We start from the raw sequence: 18,344 nt of genomic DNA, 5'->3' as shown, positions 1-18,344 counted from the left end.
GCCGCGGGCGATGGGTGCGCCGTACGCGCCAGTGGGGGCCGCCTGATTCGCCCCGGCCCCTGCCACCGCGCTCCTTCTCTTCCCGCCCTTCCCGGCTCGCTTCCTTCCGAACTCGCTTCCTTCCGAGAGGTAGCTGTGATGTCCGTTGCCGCGTCCCAGTCGTTCGAGTCCCAGTCCGCCCCGGTGGTCCGCACGGCGGCCGGGACGGTGCGCGGCAGCCGGGAGGGGGGCCTGGCAGTGTTCCGGGGCATCCCCTTCGCCGAACCGCCGGTCGGCGAGCTGCGGTTCGCCGCACCGAGGGCGGTGCGGGGGTGGGACGGGGAGCGGGAGGCGGTCGCGTACGGGCCGCCGCCGCCCCAGGCCGGGGTGTTCGGGATGGACGCGCTGTCCGAGGAGGCGCCGGGCGATGACTGGCTGACGGTCAACGTCTGGTCGCCCGACCCGGGGGCGGGCGCGGGGCTGCCGGTGCTGGTGTGGATCCAGGGCGGCGCCTATGTGATCGGCATGTCCGGGCTGCCCGAGTACGACGGCGGCCGCCTGGCGCGAGAAGGCGGCGTCGTGGTCGTGACGTTCAACTACCGCGTGGGCATCGAGGGTTTCGCGCAGATCGAGGGAGCCCCGGCCAACCGGGGGCTGCTCGACCAGGTCGCCGCGCTGGAGTGGGTGCGCGACAACATCCGGGGCTTCGGCGGGGACCCGGACCGGGTCACCGTCTTCGGGCAGTCCGCGGGCGGCGGGTCCGTCGCCGCGCTGTTGGCGATGGGTCGCGCGCGGGGGCTGTTCCGCCGGGCCGTCGCGCAGAGCGTCCAGGGTACGTACTTCTCGCCGGAGCTCGCCGCCGACGTGACCGCCGCCTGCGCGGCCGAGCTGTCGCTGCGGCCCACGGTGGCGGAGCTGTCCACCGTGGACCCGACGCGGCTGTCCGCCACCGGCGACGCCATCACCGCGAAGATCGCCCAGTGGGCGGAGCGCTGGGGCCGGCCCGGGCACCGGACGATCCCGTTCGCGGCCGTCGTCGACGGCGACGTCCTGCCCACCACCCCCTGGCAGGCGCTGGCCGGGGGCGCCGCCCGGGACATCGAGCTGATCGCCGGTCACGCCCGCGACGAACACCGGCTGTTCGGCGTGATCGACGGCACGCTCGGCCAGGTGACCGAGGAGCAGGCCGCGACGGCTCTGGGGACCTTCGCCCCCGGCCCCGACGGGCCGCGGCGCTACCGCGACGCGCTCCCCGACGCGGGCCCGAACGAACTCTACGAACGCGTCCACGCGGACTGGCTGTTCCGCATGCCGTCCCTCCACCTCGCCGAGTCCCAGCTCCAGGGTGGCGGCCGCGCCCACCTCTACGAACTCACCTGGCCCGCACCGGGCATGGGCGGCGTCCTCGGCGCCTGCCACGGCCTCGACGTACCGCTCGTCTTCGGCAACCTCGCCCACGGCCAGACCGCCGCACTGCTCGGCGAAGGACCCTCCCCGGAGGCCGAGTCGCTCTCGGCACACATCCGCGGCGCGTGGACCGCGTTCGCCACGCACGGCGACCCGGGCTGGCCCGCGTACGACACCGCGCAGCGCCTGACCCAGCTCTTCGACACACACCCGACCGTCGCCCCCGACCCGGAGAAGATCTCCCGCCTGCTGTGGCAGGACCACGCATTCGAGGCTCTGCCACTGCTCGACCGGTAGGGCCCGCTGCGGGAGACGTGTTGTCACCGGGCCCCACCCCGCAGGTGGTGACACCACCCGACCTCTTCGGCTGACGGTGAAAGGGCCGGGTGGTGTGGAGACCGTCGGCGGGGTCTGGCGCCGAGCCGGCACCCGCCCCGGGTTCACCCCGCTCAGGCGTCCATTCGGCCCCGCTCCTCCCGCGCCCCCACCCACTCCGGGGGACCGTACTCATGTCCGAGATGTTCGCATGTGTGCACGAAGGAGCCCCTGTGGTCCCCGTCAGGTTCGTCGTCATCGGCGCCGTCGCCGCTCTCACCGCCACCCTGCCCGCCGCCCCGAGCCCCGCCGCCGCCCCGAACCCCGCCGCGGCGCCGGCGCCCGGGCTCCCCGGCCTGCTTCGCTTCGGCGAGGTCACCTGGACCGAGGGCGCCTTCAGCGCCCTGTGCCGACGCGGCACCGTCGCGGCACCCGACCAGCGGGCCCTCCCGCTGTTCGACGGCGAGAGCGTCACCGCGTACGCCAAAAAGGTGGCACGGGACCGGCAGGGCACCCTGCTGTGGAGCGGGCACGTCGCCGGGCGCCCCGACCGGCCGGTCACGCTCGCGGTCGACGGTGCCTGCGCCGGAGGCAGGCCGCGGGTCGCGGGCGAGATCACCGCGGGGCAGGTGCGCTACGCGCTGGAAGGCGTACGGCCCGGGGTGTCCCGCATCCGGTCGTTCGACACCGCCCGCCAGACACCGCTCGTACGTGACGCACTGCGCCTGGCCGATACGGCGCGGCCGACCGCGCCACCCCGCAGACGGGCCGAGCCGACGGACCCGGTCATCGACGTGCTCATCGGCTACACGCCCCAGACCGCCGAGGACACCGAGGGCGGCGCGGCCGCTCTCGCACTCCAGGCCAAGGCCGCGGTCGAGGGCACCAACCAGGCGTACGCCGACAGCCAGGTCAAGGCCCGCCTCAATCTGCTCGGGACCTTCGAGACGCCGGAGTGGTCCGGGGACGCGGGCGACATGGACGGCATGACCGGCGCGCTCGCCGATCCGGCGGACCCGCGGTACTCCGACGACTGGGCCACCAGCGTCCGCGCCACCCGGGACGCGCAGGGCGCCGACCTCGTTCACGTCCTGTCCAAGTTCACCCCCGGCCCCGGCATCTACACGGCCGGGACCGGCATGACCCCCTCCCTGCCCCGGCTCGTCCCCGGCGACAACGCCCGCTACAGCACGGACGACACCGGCTTCGGCGCCCAGCAGGCCGACACCTTCGGCACCCACCACCTCGCCCACGAGATCGGCCACAACTTCGGCCTCAACCACGACTACATCACCGACCCCGTCAAGCCCACGGCCGACAACTACCGGGCAGGCAACTACAACCCGTACTACCCCGACAACCACGGCTTCCTGCCCGAGGACCGCACCTGGGTCGACATCATGGGCTACACCATGAGCTGCGCCAGCGAGGACAAGTGCGAGAACAAGATGTGGTTCTCCAACCCTCGCCAGGACCACGACGGCAAGCCCCGCGGCGTGGCCCTCGGGTCGCCGGAACCCGCCGACTCCACCCGCGTCATGAACCTCACCGGCCCGGTGCTCGCCAACTACCGCACGCCCGCCGACAGCACCGCCGCCAAGCGCCACGCCCTCACCGCGGTGCCCCAGGACGGCACCGGCGGCACCGTCACCACCGCCTCCACCGGCCTGTTCGCCGCCGGTGACCAGGTCACCGTCACCGCCGCCCCGGACTCCCGGTACAAGATCGACCGGTGGATCGTCGACGGCAAGGTGCAGCCCACGCGTGCGGCGTCCCTGAGCGTCACGATGAACAGCGACCACTACGTCGCCGTTTCGTTCGTCAAGAACAGCGCCGCGCTCAGCCCGATCCCGGCCGCGCTCACCGCCGTCAGCCCCGACACCGGCTCCGTGAAGGGCGGCTTCACCGTCACGCTCACCGGCGGCGGGCTCACCGGCACCACCCAGATCCTGGTGGGCACGCCGACCGCGGGCGGCTTCCGCGGGGTCGCGGCCACGAACGTACGCGTCCTCGACGACGACCGCGTCACGTTCACCGCGCCCGCGTACCCGCAGGCCGGTGCCGTCCAGGTCGCCACGGCCCGGGGCAACGCCATGACCGCGTCCATCGGCTTCACGTACACCGACTGACGGAGCGCTCCCCGAGGCGGTGGCTCAGTGCAGGGCGATGAGTCCCGCGTCCGTCGGCTCGAAGCCGCAGGAGTCGAAGTAGAACGGACGCAGGTGCTCGTCGAAGTCGACGTGCAGCCATTCACAGTCCGCCGCGCGGGCCTCGCGCGCCGCGACCGCCACGAGTCCGGTCCCCACGCCCGTCTCGCGCAGGTCCTGGACGACCATCGTGTCGAGTACGAAGGCGTGGACGCCGCCGTCCCAGGCGACGTTGACGAACCCCACGAGCCTGCCGCCCGCGCGGGCACAGACCCAGCCGAGGCTGTACCGGTGCACTTGGGCCTGCCAGTCGACGGGCAGCGGGGCGTGCTCGAAGGCCTCGGCGTGGAGTGCGTTGACGGCCGCGTTGTCGAATTCACCGCGCCACTCGTACGTGATCGTCATGGGCGGGATCGTAGGAGCCGTCCCACGGACGGTGGGGCGGTGCTCCATGACACGGTGGGCCTCCAGTGGGACCCGTGATGGCCGGTTGCCGTCTGTTCACGGGTGTGCGAACGCCAGTACGCTCTGCGACCTTCACGTCCTGGGGGGTTCCGTGAACGGTCTCCGTGCGGTCGTCGTCTGCCTCGTGCTCGTGTGTGGGGCGGTGGTGGCACCACCCGCGATTGCGACGCCGGCCGAGGCCGTGCGGCCGGGCTGGTCGGCGCTGCCCGTGCCGGCGGCGGCTCCGCCGGTGACCGTGTCCGACCTCGCCGCCCGTGGGCGGGGCGAGGCGTGGGCGACGGGCTACGAGCACACCGCCGATTGGGTACGGCCGATGTTGTACCGGTGGGACGGCCGGGCGTGGAGCCGGGACCGGAGCTTCCCCGGTGCCGGTGAGCCGGGCTGGCTCGGCAGGGTGCAGTTCGTCGGCAAGGAGGTGTGGATCCTCCACAACCGCGCCGGGGAGGGGGAGATTCTGCGCCGGTCGGCGGGCGGGGAATGGAGTTCCGTTCCGCTGCCGCAGACCCTGTGGACCTACCAGGACTTCACCGCGGTGCCGGGTGCCGCGTGGGTGGTCGGTGAGGACGACACCGGGCTGAAGGTGCTGCACTACGACGGCTCCCGCTGGACCACGCAGTCCACCCCGGACGGGGTGCTGTACCTGATGGGGGTCACCGCCCGGTCCGCCGACGACGCCTGGGCCTGGGCGGACACCAGCACCGGGACCGCGATCCTGCGCTGGGACGGCACGGCGTGGCGGGACGCGAAGGTGCCGCTGCCGTCGAACAGCAACGTGCACACGATGCTGCTCGAACCGTCCGGCCGGGTCACGCTCGGCGGCAGCCGGTACACCGACGGCGTCGCCCGCACCTACCTGATGCACGGGAACGGGCACACCTGGCGCACCACTCACCCGCCCCTGGGCGACACCTACACCGAGGCCATGGTGCGCGGCCCGGACGGCGCGCTGTGGCTGCCGGTGCGCAGCGACCGCGCGTTCCAGTCGAAGTACGCACGGGTGGGCGGCTCCCGCACCACCTTCTCGTACGGCCCGGAACGTACGAACGCGATCGACGTCAAGCCGCGTGCGCTGACAGCCACCGGCTCCGCGCTGCTCTCCTTCGGAACCGTCGAGATCTACGGCTCGAAACCCAACCTGATGAGCGAGCGGCTGGGAGGCTGACATGGCACGCATACGGACCGTGGCGCGAAGATCGCCCCAGATCCGCAGGTCGTCCCAGGCCCGCAGATCGTCCCAGGCCCACAGACCGTCCCTGCTCCGCAGGTCGGCCCGGACCTCCAGACCGTCCCCGGCCCGCAGGTCCGCCGCCCTGGCCCGCCGACTTCTCATCGCGGCCCTCGCCGTAGCCATGGCCTTCGTGACCGCCATGACCTCGGCCGTAGCGGAAACCCTTTCCTGGGAGCACGTGCCGGTCCCGGCACAGGTACGGCCGCAGGCGGCGCTGAACGAGGCCGTGGCGTTCGGCCCTGACCGGGCCTGGGCGGTGGGCGCCGACGCCGTCGGCCGCGAGGCGCCGGGCTTTCCGCTGATGCTGCGCTGGAACGGCACCGCGTGGCAGCGCCGGAGTCTGCCCGGGGTCCGGTGGCAGGGAAATCTGCTGTCCATCGCCGCGACCTCACCCACTGCGGCCTGGTCGGTCGGCCGCGACTCGGCGGGCGGCGCCCGCCTGCTGCGCTTCAACGGCAAGACCTGGTCCGAGAGTCGGCCGCCGAGCGGCGTCGTACTGACCAAGGTCGTGGCCGGGGGCGGTGAGACCTGGCTGATCGGTTCGCGGGACGGCGCGCAGGTGTTGCTGCGCCGGGACGGGCGCGCGTGGCGGGACGTGCCGGTGCCGCCGGGGTCCGTGTACGGCCTGCACATCCGGGCGGCCGACGACGTCTGGGCCGCGGGCGCCACCAACTCGGGTGCGGCGGTGTCGCATTGGAACGGTCAGGCGTGGGAGCAGACGATCGTGGACGGGTTCCCCCGGTCGGCCGTGGGCAGCGCCCTCGCGGTCTCGCCGACGGAGGTGTGGGCGGGCGGCACGGCCGGGTTCGTCGGCGGCCCGCCGGGCCGGCCGATTCCGCCCCTGCTGGTCCGCTGGGACGGGCAGAAGTGGGACCGGGTGAAGGTGCCCGCCGACTTCGGCTCGATCGACTCCCTGGCGCCCACCGCATCCGGCGGGCTGGCCTGGGTCTCGGTGGCCCGCTCGCTGAAGTGGGCCCCACCGGGCAGCAACCCGCCGTTCGTCCCCGGCCCGGACTTCCTCGCCTGGAACGGCCAGTCGTTCACCGAGCACAGCGAACCGGCGGTGGCGGGCGAGGGCGACTCCTGGACGCTGCGGTTGGCGCCGGTGCCGGGCACGTCGACGGTGTGGTCGGTCGGCCGCGCCGACGGCCCGGAGGGCACGTTCGCACCGCGCGTCCTGAGGTTCGGCTGAGCCGCGGTCCGCGCGCTCGTCAGACGGCTCGTCCCTGCCTGATCGTGCGCACGGCGAGCACCGGGTCTATGGGTGCGGTGAGTTGCGCCGCGGCGACGGACACGAGGGGACCCGGTGCTTCGCCGTGCAGCAGCGCCTGCACGTACTCAAGAGCCTGAGACGGGGACAGCGCGGGCAGCCGCTGCCGCAGCGTACGCACCGCGGGTATGCGCCCACGCGCGGTGGCGATTTCGCGGATCTCGTCGTGCAGGTCGTCCACCGGCGTGCGGATGACTTGCCCGCGGATGCGAACACGGTAGTCAGCCTCCCAGTCATCACCTGTTTCGGCGGCGGCCCCGATTTCGTGGAGGCCTCCGTCGACGCGGTCGACCAGGTACGGGCCGTGACCGACGAACATGGCAGCGGGATCCCGAGTCCGCGCGTATTCCTCGGACTGCCAGTAGACCTTCCACACCAGCTCGTGCTCTTCGACCAGCACCACCGTCGGGCGCGTCGAGTCCAGGCCCAGAGTCACCCAACCCTGGTACGCGCGGGCCAGTTCTTCCTCGACGATGCGCACTGCGGTCTCTCGCTCGATCACGCGCGCAGCATCCACCATGGGGCAGACGCCGACCAACAGGTTTTGAAGAGCTACAGCGCGTTGGTGAACGATCGGCGGTAGGAGCGCGGCGGGACGCCCCGGCGGCGTACGAACTGTTCGCGCAGTACCGCCGCGCTGCCGTACCCCACCCGGTGGGCGATCTCCTCGACCGGGAGGTCGGTGGTTTCCAGGAGTTCCTCGGCGCTGCTCAGGCGGAGGTTGCGCAGCCAGGCGTGCGGGGTGGTGCCGGTCGCGGCGGTGAAGCGGCGGGCGAAGGACCGTTTGCTCATCATGGCGCGGCGGGCCAACTCCGCGACGGGCAGCGGCTCGTGGAGGTGTGCGCGGGCCCAGGCCAGGACGTCGGCGAGGCGTTCGTCCTGGCAGTCCTCGGGGACGGGCGCGGACAGGTACTGGGCCTGGCCGCCGTCGCGGTGGGACGGCAGCACCATGTCGCGGGCGATGGCGTTGGCCGTCGCCGCGCCGTACTCCCGCCGCAGCAGGTGAAGGCACATGTCGAAGCCCGCGGCCGCGCCCGCGCCGGTGACGATGAGCCCTTCGTCGATGTAGAGGGCGTCGGGTTCGACGGTGACGTCCGGGTGGCGACCGGCAAGCAGCTCGGCGAACCGCCAGTGCGTCGTCGCCCGGCGGCCGTCCAGCAGCCCCGCCGCCGCCAGCGCGAACGCGCCGACGCAGTGGGCGGCGACCAGGGCGCCGCGTTCGTGTGCGGCCGTCAGCGCGTCGACCACGGCGGGTGGGGGCGGCGTACGGAAATCGGCGCCCGGCAAGGCGATGAGCAGGTCGGCGGAGGCGAACGGGTCCAGGCCGTGCTCGATGGACAGCGGCACGTTGGAGTCCGTGGCCAGGGGGCCCGGCTGGTCGGCGCACAGGGCGAACTCGAAGCCGGGGAAGCCCGCCCCGCGAGGAGCGAAGACCTCGCAGACGACGCCGACGGCGAGCATGCCGACTCCGGGCGGGGCGTACGCGGCGATGGTCTTGAAGGGCGGCACGGGAGCAGTGTGACACAGGCTGGCATGAATCCTGCGATAGCAGGCAGATGTGCCACTCGTCGGGCACGGCGGGGCTCGGAAGAATTGCAGCCATGACGAACACACAGCTCAACACCACGGCCACCTACAAGGTCCTGACCACCGGCTACGTCGGTTCCACCGGCCCCGGCGTCGCCGCCACCGTCTCCTACATCACCGACGCGGACCGCCACATCATCTTCGACCCCGGCATGGTCGCGAGCCGCGACGACATCCTCGGCCCCCTCGCCGAACTCGGCTTGGCCCCCGACGACATCACCGACGTCATCCTCAGCCACCACCACCCCGACAACACCCTCAACGTCGGCCTCTTCCCCCAGGCCCGCATCCACGACCACAAGGTCGAATACCAGGGCAACTCCTGGACGAACCGCGACGCCGAAGGCCACGAACTCACCCCGTCCCTCCGCCTGATCCGCACCCCCGGCCACAGCCCCGAGGACATCACCCTCCTCGCGGGCACCGACACCGGCGTCATCGCCTTCGCAGGCGACCTGTGGTGGCACTCCGCAGGCCCCGCGGACGACCCGGTAGCCCCCGACCGCGACATCCTGCGCGCCTCACGCACCCGCGTACACCACACCGCGGACCTGATAGTCCCCGGCCACGGCGCCCCCTTCACCCCGGACGACACCACCCCGCTGTAGTCGGCCTGTCCGCGGCGAGACCCGCGACCGGGTTCAGCGCTCGTCGCGTAGCTGGAGGATGTACGTGGCGGTGAGCGCGACGGGCCGGTCCTCGTCGTGGGACAGCTCCGCGAGAGCAGCTGACGCCGTGGCGCCCGGGATGTCCGCGAGTGCCTGCGTCAGCCGTCGACGTGCGGACGAATCAAGGGTGTCGTCGGCGAGGCAGTCGACGAGCCCGGTGGCGATCTGTTCCGCCGAGGCGGGACCGCTCGCCAGCGTGCTCAGCGCATCGGCCGCCTCGACGTCGTTCGCCTCCGCGACGATCATCTCGATGAGCGTCGGGACCGCGTCGGCAACGCCACGGGCCCCGAGCACCAGAGCCGCATACCGGCGGACCACGATGTCCGCGTTCGCGAGGGCATCCCGCAGCACGGCGTTCGCCTCATCGTTCGGGATCTCGGCGATGGACTCGACGGCACGCCTCCGTACGGCGGCGACCGGTGAGCCGAGGCCGTCGGCCAGCAGCGGCAGTCCGCCGTCGCCCGATTGCGCCAGCGCCCACCGAAGGGCTCCGGCGACGTTCGGGTCGGTCTCGCCGAGCACTGCTTCGACCAGCGCCTCCACGGGCACGGGCACGTCTTCGACCGCGGACAGGGCCGCGCGCTGGCGTTTCCCGGGGCTCTCCGACCCCAACGCCTGGAGGAGCGCGACGACCTGGAGCACGTCCTCCCAGCCCGCGGGCGCCGCGGCATCGATGCGGCGGAGCCGGGTGAGCAGGGCCGTCTCCTGTGCGATGCGTGCTCGGGTCTGCTGGATGAGGTCGTCGATGAGCGCCGCGGGCGCGAAGCCGGAATCGTCGAGCGCGTACCCGACTTCGCGGAGGGACAGGCCCAGGGCCCGCAGGCTCTCGATGTGGAAGATCCGCCGGATGTCGTCGCTTGCGTACGCGCGATAGCCACCGTGGGTACGACCCGTCGGCCGCACCAGGCCGAGCGACTCGTAATGCCTGAGCATGCGGGCGCTGACTCCGGACCGCCGCGCCACCTCACCGATCAACAACTGCCCGTCACCCGTCCTGGCCGGTCGTGCCGAGTGCCACGACGCGCTTAGCCTCCTCGATCGCGAACTCGAATCCCGCATCCGGGTCGCGCAACAGCCGTTCCGTGGCGATCGCATGCTCGCGCACACGCGGGTCGGGATCCGTCATCGCAGCGCGCAGAGTCGGCACAATCATCTCGCCCAGCGCGATGAGCGCCCGGCTGAGACTCAGCTGTGTCTCCCGTTCGCCACGCCCGAGCTGTGTCGACAGCACTGCGGCCAGCCCGTGTTCCTGCCCTTCGGGTACGAGCACGACCGCCGCTCGCCAAGCGCTCCGCGCCACTTCGTCGTCGGCGTCGGAGAGCAGCTCCCGTGTCATCGCCGGCCACGCCTGCCGATCCCCGATCTTGGACAGCGTGTGCAACGCCTGACTTCGCGCCTGCGCACGCTCCGAGCGGACTTCCTTGAGAAGCTCCGGGACCGTCATCGACGCCGAGTGGCGGGTGAGTGCCCACGTCAGCATTTCGCGTACGTAGAACTCGGATTCGCTGGCGCAGCGTTCGATGAGCTTGTCGATGAACCGTGGGTCAGGGGCGGTGCCGACCGCAAGGGCTGCCCGCAGCCGCACGGACGAACTGCTGTCCTCCAGCCCCTGGAGGGCCCGCAGCACATCCGCCTCCGCCGCCACCACCGCATCCACATCTGCGTCCGCGTCCGTGTCCGTGTCCTGTGTCGACATGGTCATCGGGACCACCTCCTTGGCTGCAGTGAAGACCTTGTCACTGTGTCAAGGTCAAGCGCGCCGCCCCGAGGACAGGGCCGAAAGGAGCCCGGACGCGCTGTCGAAGGCGGCCCCGCTCCTCAAGCCCCCGCTTGTCGGTCCTCAAGCCCCCGGCTTGTCCTGCTGTCGGCGCACCAGCTCCGTGATCCAGACGGGCGCGTACGGCGACGTGCAGCCCCGGGGCGTCGGGTAGTCCTTGAGCACCTCAAGGCGCTCGCCGATGCCGATCGCGCGGGCGCGGTACGCGGCGTGGTCGATGCCGATCTGCGCCAGGCAGTGATTCATCGCCCACTGCAGGCGGTCCGGGGCGTCCTTCATCTCCGCCTCGACGACGTCGAGGAGTCCCGCGAGGTCGAGGCCTTCGGGTTTCTTCGTCACGCGTGCGGTGGTCAGCGCCCAGCCTGCGCTCGCGACCACGGGATCGGGATCGGCGAACCAGGCAAGGCGCAGCTCCTCGGCGTGCGGGCTCTTCTTCACCACGTAGTTCACGAGCCAGTCGTGCACCTTGGGTGCCCGCGCCTCGCGCAGCATGCCGTCCAGCTCGTCGCGCTCGAACGCCTTCGGGCGGCAGACGAGGAGAGCGAGGAGCCGCGCCGCGGTGTCGTCCGTCTCCCAGAGCTCGCGCGCGAGGTCCTGGCGCGTCTTCAGCCGCTTCGCGACCGCGCGCAGCTCGCCGAGGTTCACGCCGTGGTCGTCGCCGTGCTTCTCGTTGACCGCGCGTGCCTTGGGGTCCTCAAGAGAGGCCAGCTCGGCCATCACCTCGGCGATCGTCGGATCGGTCGGCGTCGTCGGGGCCACGTCAGCCTCCTGTCCGTGTCGTGCGGGTTTCACCCTACGACGGGACGTCGGGCTTCCTGGCGATGCCCTCCGGTTCGCCGGTGCCTTCCCGTTCGCCGGTGTGCTCCGGTTCGGCGCCGTGCTGTGGTTCTGTGCCGTGCTCCGGTTCGGCGGTGAGGACGAGGACGGCGATCTGTACGCGGTTCTCCAGACGGAGGCGGGTCAGGATGCGGTTGATGGTGCTCTTGACGCCTGGCTGTGTCAGGCCGAGGGCGGTGGCGATGCGTGCGTTGGACAGGCCTTGGGCGACGAGTCGGGCGACCTCGCGCTCCCGGGTGGTGAGCGGGCTCAGGGGGTCGTTCGGCTGCGGGCCCGAGACGGGGGAGGGGGCGCCGGGCAGCAGCGGGGGCGGCAGGTCGGAGAAGGCGCGGATGAGGCGGCGGGTCACCGTCGGTGCGAGCATCGCCTCCCCGGCCGCCACCACGCCGATCGCCTCGACCAGCGCCTGGGGTGTCGTGTTCTTCAGCAGGAACCCGCTCGCCCCGGCGCGCAGCGCGGCGTGCACGTACTCGTCCAGGTCGAACGTGGTCAGCATCAGGACGCGCGGCCGCGGTCCCGGATGCGGCCAGCCGTCGAGGATCCGGCGCGTCGCCTCCACCCCGGTCATGCCCGGCATCCGCACATCCATCAGGACCACGTCCGGACGCAGCGCGAACGCCGCCGCGACGGCCTGCACGCCGTCCGCCGCCTCGCCCACCACGTCGACGTCGGTGCGCCGGAGCATCGCCCGCAGCGCGGTACTGACCAGCTCCTGATCGTCCACCGTCAGTACGCGTACCGCTGCCGCCGTCACCTCGACCCCGTTCCCGTACGTTCCCGCGCCGCATCCGGCGCCGCCGCGCGGAACGTCGCCACGACGCACCAGCCGCCGCCCTCGTCCGGCCCCGCCCGCAGCGTGCCCTTGAACAGCGCGGTGCGCTCCCGCATCCCGATCAGGCCGAGCCCGGAGCCGGGCATCGGGCGCGGCCGCTCCGCCGCCACCGGCGGCGCCGCGTTGGCCACGGTCACCGTCAACAGGCCATCGTTCCAGTGCAGTTCGACGCGGACGCGCACCGCACCGGCGTGCTTGCGGACGTTGGACAGCGCCTCTTGCACGACTCGGTACGCGGAGACCTGCACGGCGGGCGCGAGGCCGGCGACCGGGCCGGTCACGGTGAGGGTGGCGGGGCAGCCCGCTGTGGTGGATTCGGCCGCGAGCCGGTCGAGGTGGCGGAGGGAGGGTTCCGGGAGCGGGCCGCCGGTGTGGTGTTCCGGTGACACCTCTCCGTTCAGGTCAGCCTCCCCGCCCACGGCGGCTCCTCCGCCGAGGTCAGCTCGTCCGCCCGGGCCAGCCGCTCCGCCGAGGTCAGCTCGTCCGCCCAGGGCAGCCCCTCCGCCGAGGGCCGCCTCCCCGGCGAACGCCGCCTCCCCCTCGCCGGGCGGCGGCGGGTCGGCGAGCAGACACACCAGCCCGCGCATCTCGTCCAGCGCGGTGTCCGCCGCCCTGCCGATCGCCGCCACCCCCTGACCGGCGGCGTGCGGGTCGTCGGGCAGGACGACGCCCGCCGCGCGGGCCTGGAGGGCGATCGCGCTGATGTGGTGGGCCACCAGGTCGTGCAGTTCGCGGGCGATGCGGGTCCGCTCGGCCGTCACCGCCCGGCGGGCGTTGAGCTGTTGCTCGGCGCGGAGCCGGGCCGCCAGGTCGCGCAGCCGCGCCGCGTCCGCGTACAGCCGCTGCCGGGACGCGCCGAGGAGCCAGACGGTCGCCGAGATCCCGGCGGCCACCAGCATGTCGGCGACGGCCAGCGGTGCTTCGGGTGGCGGTGACGGCAGCAGGTGAAGGCGGCCGCCGACCTGTTCGGGGGCGAGGAAGGCCACGGTCATGGCGACGGGGGCGAGGAGGCTCCGCGGTACGGGGGCGCGGCGTGCCATCGCGTAGCAGGCGAGGAGCGCGGACTGCGCGTTGTCGCCGGCGGGGTCGAGCAGTTCGCCGAGCAGATAGCAGCTCACGCTGAGGGCGAGGACCGGGCCCGGCCGGGTACGCCGCCACGCCAACGGCACGGACGCACCGGCCAGCAGCCCCACGACGAGCATCGACGCCGGGACGCCGTGCGGCAGCGGGTGCTCAAGGCGCAGCAGCACCGCCAGGACGGTGAGCCCGGCGGCGACCAGGACGTCGGCGGGGCGCCCGGAGAGCCGTTGCCGCAGCGGGCCGCAGCGGGTCCACGCCGCTTTCCACGAGGTCGCGCGGTACGGAGGAGCAGCCCCCTCCCGTACCGCCGCCATCCCTGTCTCCACCACCGTGCCGCCCCCGTCCGCCACCAGCCACCACGCTGTGCCCGGGCCGCCCGCCCGCCGCCGTCGCGCGGCCGGACCACTGCGTCCAGAACCTCGCGTCAGCGTACGACCGGCGCCCCCACCAGGCACGTACGGCCAACCAAAGTTGCCCGCCCGTCCCCTCCCCACGCACGACGCCCGGCCGCGACCCCGCTCCCTAGCGTCAGCAACAGCCGATGAGACCACCGGTGTCGGCCCGCACCGGCACCGCGACGAACCCTTCCGGAGGACCGCATGCCCGCACACCCGCCCCGAAGCCGAACCGCCACCCGACACCGAGTCGCCCTCGCCGTCACGGCCACCCTCGCCGCAGCCACCGTCGCCCTCCCGCCCGCCCTCGCCTCGGACCGCCCGGAGGAGCCCGAGCGCTCCAGCCCGCAGGGCCCCACGCGCGGCGCCGACCGGGACTTCCAGCGCGACGCCGACGCCGTCCGCGCCACCGGCGCGGTCGGCGTCCAGGCCCGGATCACCGGCGGACGCACCACCCCCGGAACCGGCCCGCGCACCGTCACCAGCGGCACCGCCGACCTCCGCACCGGCCGCCCGGTCCCCGCCGACGGCTATTTCCGCCTCGCCAGCAACACCAAGACCTTCGTGGCCACCGTCGTCCTGCAACTGTCCGCCGAGCGCGAGCTGTCCCTGGACGACACCGTCGAGCGCTGGCTGCCCGGTCTGGTCCGCGGCAACGGCAACGACGGCCGCCGGATCTCCCTGCGCCAACTCCTCCAGCACACCAGCGGCATCCACGACGACTACCCCGGCTTCGACAGCGCGGCGGAGTACCACCGGCGACGCTTCGACCCGTACACCCCGGAGCAGCTCGTCGAGCGGGCCATGCGGCACCGCCCCGACTTCCGGCCGGGCAAGGGCTGGGCGTACTCCAACGTCGGCTACATGCTGCTCGGCATGGTGATCGAGAAGGCGACCGGCAACGCCTGGCACGACGAGGTGCGCGACCGGCTGCTGAAGCCGCTCGGGCTGCGGCACACCTACTACCCGTACGACTCGCCCGCCGTAAGGAAGCCGCACGCGCGCGGGTACCAGCACTTCGCCACCGCGCCCAAGCTGGCCGACGTCACCCTGTTGAACGACGCCAACGCCGCCGGCGGCCTGATCGGCACCACCGCCGACCTCAACCGCTTCTTCCGCGCCCTGCTCGGCGGCAAGGCGCTGAAGCCCGCCCAGCTCAAGGAGATGAAACGCACCGTCCCGCTGAACAAGGAGTTCCAAGTGCCCTACCCCGGGGCGCGCTACGGCCTCGGGCTGATGCGGAGCAAGCTGCCGTGCGGCGGCTGGTACTGGACCCACGGCGGGGACGAGATCGGCTACATGAGCCGCAACGCCGTCACCGAGGACGGGCGGATCGCCGTCACCGCCTCGGTGCCCACGGAGTGGAGCACGTCCGCCGCGGACACCCTGCCCCAGCACCGGGCCACGATCCGCCTGGTCACCCGCGCGCTCTGCGCCCAGCGCAACTTGCCATTGCAGCAACATTAGTTGTCGTACTGGCCGTGGTCGTCGCAACCTGGTGTCCGGCCAACGGGCCCTCGAACACCATCAGGAGGACGGACGATGACCACTCGACAGGACGCCGGGTCCGCACGGGGCGCCGACGGCGCCGCACCGCTCAACAACCGTGTCCACCATGTCCGTTCCGGCGAGCTGGACGGCTACGCCGCCATCAGCGGCGGCACGGTCGGCTCCAAGAAGCTCTGGATGGGGCGGGTGGAGAACGCGCCGCTGAGCGCCACGGACAACCATCACCACGGGGATTCGGAGGCGGGGATCTACGTGGTCAGCGGCCACCCCGTGTTCGTCTTCCACGACGGTACGCAGGAGGTGCGGATCACCGCGGGCCCCGGCGACTTCCTGCTGGTGCCGCCGTTCGTCCCGCACCGCGAGGAGAACCCCGATCCGGACGAGCCCGTGGTCGTCGTGATCGCACGGACCACACAGGAGCCGATCAAGGTGTCGGTGCCCGAGCTGTACCAACTCACGGGGGCAGAAGCGCAGGTGTAGGCACGCGCGGGGATCCGCAGGAGCCCCTGCGTGATCCTCGTGCCGCGGTGTCCATCCGGCTGGCCCCCTGTTCCGGCTGGGGGCGGGCCGGATGGGCCGCGGCCGGTGCTGTTCCTAGCCTCGGGGCATGATCATTCGTCGTTTGTGGCTGTCAGCCGGTGTGCTGGCGCTCGCCGCGTCCGCACTGCCGTCCGCCGCGGCCTCGGCGCTGCCCCGGCCGGCCGCCGAGGGCCGGTCCGCGCAGAGCGACGCCTCGCCGCGCGCGTCCCTCCAACGTGACGCCGACGCCCTGCGCGACGCCGGGGTCACGGGCGTGGCCGCCCGGCTGGAGACGCCGCGGGGGAGCGTCAAGGCCCGTTCCGGGGTGGGCGATCTGACCAGTGGGCGCCCGGTTCCGCAGGACGGCCATCTGCGGCTCGGCAGCATCACCAAGACGTACGTCGCCACCGTCGTGATGCAACTCGTGGGCGAGGGGCGGCTGTCCCTCGCCCAGCCGGTGGAGGACGTGCTGCCCGGGGTCGTCTCCGGGTCCGGGAACGACGGGCGGACCATCACCGTCCGCGATCTGCTGCGGCACACCAGCGGCCTGTACGACTACACGCGCGACGTCTTCCCCGACCCCGGCGCCCGGACGTACTTCGCCAAGCGCTGGCAGACCTACCGGCCCGAGGCGCTGGTGGCCCTGGCCATGCGCCACCAGCCGGACTTCGCGGCGGGCAAGGGCTGGGCGTACTCCAACACCAACTACGTACTCGCCGGAATGATCATCGAGAAGCTCACCGGCAGGACCTGGGACAAGGAAGTCCACGACCGCGTCCTGCGCCCCCTCGGGCTGCGGCGGACGGAGACTCCCGGCACGTCGCCTTACCTCGCGGTCCCGCACGCGGTCAACTATCAGCAGTTCGCCGAGGGCGGTCCGAGGATCGACACCACCATCCCCTACCGCCCCTTCGACAGCGGCGCCGACGGCTCGATGACCGGCACGGCACACGAGGCCAACCGCTTCTTCGCCGCCCTCGCCGGCGGACGGCTGCTGAAGCCCGCCGAGCTGGCCGCCATGCGGACCACCGTCCCTGTACCGCGGGGGAGCGGTCACCCGGCGGGGACCGGGGACGGCCTCGGGCTGTTCTCCACCCCGCTGTCCTGCGGCGGTGACTACCTCAGCCACGGCGGCAGCGGCTTCGGCTACGTCGTCCGGACCGCCACCCGCACGGACGGCAGGCGCACCGTCACCGTTTCCGCGCACAGCCGCTCGGCGGACCCGAAGGCCGCGGCCCGCCAGGAGGACGTCCTGCGCGAGCTGGTCGACCACGCCCTGTGCGGCCCTGCGGCGCGGTGACTCAGGGAAACGTGAGGGTCGCGTCCACCGGGATCACCAGGTACCAGCGCAGCGACGTGTCGTCGAAGGGGCCGCAGGCCAGCACCCGGACGTCGACGGGGTCCGGGGCGAGCAGCGGGAAGTACATCGGACGGACGTCCGCCGACGGCTCGGGCGGGGCGGGCGCGGGCGCGTCCCAGAACGCCGCGACGCCCGCCTCGGCGCGTACCTCCGCGACGACCTCGTCGAGGCGGGCGTTGTCCGGCCAGCGCTGCCAGGCCAGGCGGAGGCGGGTGAGCAGGGGCACGGCCCAGCGGCTCTCCCAGTCGCGCAGCTGATAGCGGGCCTCGTGCGAGAACGCCCAGGTCATGACGTTGGCGTCGGGGCGGACGAGCCAGGGGCAGTGGCGGGCGGCGACGGTGTTGGCGGCCACCACGTCCCAGGCCTGGTCGCAGAGGAAGCTGATGTAGCGCTGTTCGCGCATGAGCTGGACGAGGGCCGGGTCGAGGGTGCCGCCCGAAGCGGCGTCCGGCCTCGTCCCCGTTGCCGCCCCCGCGTCCGGCCCCGTCCCCGTTGCCGCCCCCGCGTCGGGGCGCCGCGCCGGGGGCTCGTGACCGGTGCCCCGGTGCAGCGCGGCCGACTGGCGCGGCGACAGGTCCAGGATCCGCGCGATCCCGCCGATCATCTCGCGGCCGTACCGTCGGTCCTCGCCCTTCTCCAGCGCCCGGTACCAGCGCTCGGAGACGCCGAGCAGCAGGGCGATGTCGAGCTGCGTGAGGTAGGTGCGATGGCCGCGCGTGGGGACGATGCCGGGCACGAGGGCCGGGTCGCGGGCCATGCGCCAGGTACGGAGCATGCGGCCGAGGTCCTCGCGTCGCGCGTTCGTCACGGGTAAAGACCTCGCAAAGATGGCTGGGCTGATCAGGGGTTTTCCGGTGCGAAGGGCGGATTCGCGACCCTTCGGCGCAGGTGGCAGGATCGCATGCCGGACCCTCGTACCGGAACCTGTGGGTTCCGGAACGCCTGAGTTCCGATCTTGGGCGCGGTACG

17 protein-coding genes are annotated in these 18,344 nt (G+C 72.8%); 8 read left to right on the top strand and 9 right to left on the bottom strand.

The window, feature by feature from the left end; translation table 11 throughout:
- Positions 1 to 138: 138 nt before the first annotated feature.
- Together IE274_RS28250 and IE274_RS28245 are read left to right on the top strand one after the other, a co-directional pair.
- Entirely contained in the window at positions 139 to 1,683 is a 1,545-nt protein-coding gene (locus IE274_RS28250) for a carboxylesterase/lipase family protein (protein ID WP_190118732.1), read from the top strand.
- 251 nt (positions 1,684 to 1,934) lie between these two features.
- Positions 1,935 to 3,830 carry a reprolysin-like metallopeptidase gene (locus IE274_RS28245; RefSeq protein WP_190118731.1) on the top strand — a complete coding sequence of 632 codons (1,896 nt, stop codon included), beginning with the start codon at positions 1,935 to 1,937 and terminating at the stop codon, positions 3,828 to 3,830.
- Between the two features lie 24 nt (positions 3,831 to 3,854).
- On the opposite strand, the gene IE274_RS28240 is transcribed toward IE274_RS28245, so the two are convergent.
- Positions 3,855 to 4,253, bottom strand: coding sequence for a GNAT family N-acetyltransferase (locus tag IE274_RS28240; protein WP_190118730.1), 399 nt, complete (start codon positions 4,251 to 4,253; stop codon positions 3,855 to 3,857).
- 151 nt (positions 4,254 to 4,404) lie between these two features.
- Here IE274_RS28240 and IE274_RS28235 point away from each other — a divergent pair, with 151 nt between their 5' ends.
- Both IE274_RS28235 and IE274_RS28230 read left to right on the top strand, forming a co-directional pair.
- Complete coding sequence (locus IE274_RS28235; protein ID WP_190118729.1) at positions 4,405 to 5,475, top strand: hypothetical protein; 1,071 nt, start codon at positions 4,405 to 4,407, stop codon at positions 5,473 to 5,475.
- 148 nt (positions 5,476 to 5,623) lie between these two features.
- Positions 5,624 to 6,733, top strand: a complete 1,110-nt coding sequence (locus IE274_RS28230; protein WP_190118903.1) for a beta propeller repeat protein — start codon at positions 5,624 to 5,626, stop codon at positions 6,731 to 6,733.
- Positions 6,734 to 6,752: 19 nt separating this feature from the next.
- Here the strand turns inward: IE274_RS28230 and IE274_RS28225 are convergent, their stop codons facing one another.
- Both IE274_RS28225 and IE274_RS28220 read right to left on the bottom strand, forming a co-directional pair.
- Entirely contained in the window at positions 6,753 to 7,313 is a 561-nt protein-coding gene (locus IE274_RS28225) for a YrhB domain-containing protein (protein ID WP_190118728.1), read from the bottom strand.
- A gap of 50 nt (positions 7,314 to 7,363) precedes the next feature.
- Positions 7,364 to 8,272, bottom strand: a complete 909-nt coding sequence (locus tag IE274_RS28220; RefSeq protein ID WP_190118902.1) for a GlxA family transcriptional regulator — start codon at positions 8,270 to 8,272, stop codon at positions 7,364 to 7,366.
- Positions 8,273 to 8,412: 140 nt separating this feature from the next.
- Here IE274_RS28220 and IE274_RS28215 point away from each other — a divergent pair, with 140 nt between their 5' ends.
- Entirely contained in the window at positions 8,413 to 9,006 is a 594-nt protein-coding gene (locus IE274_RS28215) for an MBL fold metallo-hydrolase (RefSeq protein ID WP_190118727.1), read from the top strand.
- A gap of 33 nt (positions 9,007 to 9,039) precedes the next feature.
- Here the strand turns inward: IE274_RS28215 and IE274_RS28210 are convergent, their stop codons facing one another.
- The 5 genes from IE274_RS28210 to IE274_RS28190 form a co-directional block, all read right to left on the bottom strand.
- Entirely contained in the window at positions 9,040 to 10,044 is a 1,005-nt protein-coding gene (locus tag IE274_RS28210; RefSeq protein WP_190118726.1) for a HEAT repeat domain-containing protein, read from the bottom strand.
- 7 nt (positions 10,045 to 10,051) lie between these two features.
- The gene (locus IE274_RS28205) at positions 10,052 to 10,768 is read right to left on the bottom strand and encodes a HEAT repeat domain-containing protein (RefSeq protein WP_229909856.1); all 717 of its coding nucleotides are present in this window, start codon (positions 10,766 to 10,768) and stop codon (positions 10,052 to 10,054) included.
- 138 nt (positions 10,769 to 10,906) lie between these two features.
- Complete coding sequence (locus IE274_RS28200; RefSeq protein WP_233103276.1) at positions 10,907 to 11,560, bottom strand: DNA alkylation repair protein; 654 nt, start codon at positions 11,558 to 11,560, stop codon at positions 10,907 to 10,909.
- Between the two features lie 76 nt (positions 11,561 to 11,636).
- Complete coding sequence (locus IE274_RS28195) at positions 11,637 to 12,434, bottom strand: response regulator transcription factor (protein WP_190118724.1); 798 nt, start codon at positions 12,432 to 12,434, stop codon at positions 11,637 to 11,639.
- Positions 12,431 to 13,942 (bottom strand): sensor histidine kinase, encoded by a 1,512-nt coding sequence (locus IE274_RS28190; protein ID WP_198897847.1) that lies wholly within the window; start codon positions 13,940 to 13,942, stop codon positions 12,431 to 12,433. The genes IE274_RS28195 and IE274_RS28190 overlap by 4 nt, the downstream gene beginning before the upstream one ends.
- Positions 13,943 to 14,191: 249 nt before the next feature.
- Here IE274_RS28190 and IE274_RS28185 point away from each other — a divergent pair, with 249 nt between their 5' ends.
- The 3 genes from IE274_RS28185 to IE274_RS28175 all read left to right on the top strand — a co-directional run bounded on the left by IE274_RS28185 (position 14,192) and on the right by IE274_RS28175 (position 17,315).
- Entirely contained in the window at positions 14,192 to 15,454 is a 1,263-nt protein-coding gene (locus IE274_RS28185; protein ID WP_190118722.1) for a serine hydrolase domain-containing protein, read from the top strand.
- A gap of 75 nt (positions 15,455 to 15,529) precedes the next feature.
- Entirely contained in the window at positions 15,530 to 15,976 is a 447-nt protein-coding gene (locus tag IE274_RS28180; RefSeq protein ID WP_190118721.1) for a cupin domain-containing protein, read from the top strand.
- Positions 15,977 to 16,103: 127 nt separating this feature from the next.
- Positions 16,104 to 17,315, top strand: coding sequence for a serine hydrolase domain-containing protein (locus IE274_RS28175; RefSeq protein ID WP_190118720.1), 1,212 nt, complete (start codon positions 16,104 to 16,106; stop codon positions 17,313 to 17,315).
- A 1-nt stretch (position 17,316) separates the two neighbouring features.
- Here IE274_RS28175 and IE274_RS28170 read toward each other — a convergent pair whose 3' ends face one another.
- The gene (locus IE274_RS28170) at positions 17,317 to 18,183 is read right to left on the bottom strand and encodes a helix-turn-helix domain-containing protein (protein WP_190118719.1); all 867 of its coding nucleotides are present in this window, start codon (positions 18,181 to 18,183) and stop codon (positions 17,317 to 17,319) included.
- Between the last annotated feature and the right edge of the window lie 161 nt (positions 18,184 to 18,344).

The sequence above is a fragment of the Streptomyces flavofungini genome, from assembly GCF_014650815.1.
Lineage (GTDB): Bacteria > Actinomycetota > Actinomycetes > Streptomycetales > Streptomycetaceae > Streptomyces > Streptomyces flavofungini.
This window is presented reverse-complemented; position numbering and strand designations above follow the sequence as displayed.

Bases quoted from the DNA above. Each gene is read 5' to 3' on its own strand.
- IE274_RS28215 (WP_190118727.1), top strand. From the start codon at position 8,413: ATGACGAACACACAGCTCAACACCACGGCCACCTACAAGGTCCTGACC.
- IE274_RS28180 (WP_190118721.1), top strand. From the start codon at position 15,530: ATGACCACTCGACAGGACGCCGGGTCCGCACGGGGCGCCGACGGCGCC.
- IE274_RS28200 (WP_233103276.1), bottom strand. From the start codon at position 11,560: ATGGCCGAGCTGGCCTCTCTTGAGGACCCCAAGGCACGCGCGGTCAAC.
- IE274_RS28250 (WP_190118732.1), top strand. From the start codon at position 139: ATGTCCGTTGCCGCGTCCCAGTCGTTCGAGTCCCAGTCCGCCCCGGTG.
- IE274_RS28205 (WP_229909856.1), bottom strand. From the start codon at position 10,768: ATGACCATGTCGACACAGGACACGGACACGGACGCGGACGCAGATGTG.
- IE274_RS28175 (WP_190118720.1), top strand. From the start codon at position 16,104: ATGATCATTCGTCGTTTGTGGCTGTCAGCCGGTGTGCTGGCGCTCGCC.
- IE274_RS28185 (WP_190118722.1), top strand. From the start codon at position 14,192: ATGCCCGCACACCCGCCCCGAAGCCGAACCGCCACCCGACACCGAGTC.
- IE274_RS28240 (WP_190118730.1), bottom strand. From the start codon at position 4,253: ATGACGATCACGTACGAGTGGCGCGGTGAATTCGACAACGCGGCCGTC.
- IE274_RS28220 (WP_190118902.1), bottom strand. From the start codon at position 8,272: ATGCTCGCCGTCGGCGTCGTCTGCGAGGTCTTCGCTCCTCGCGGGGCG.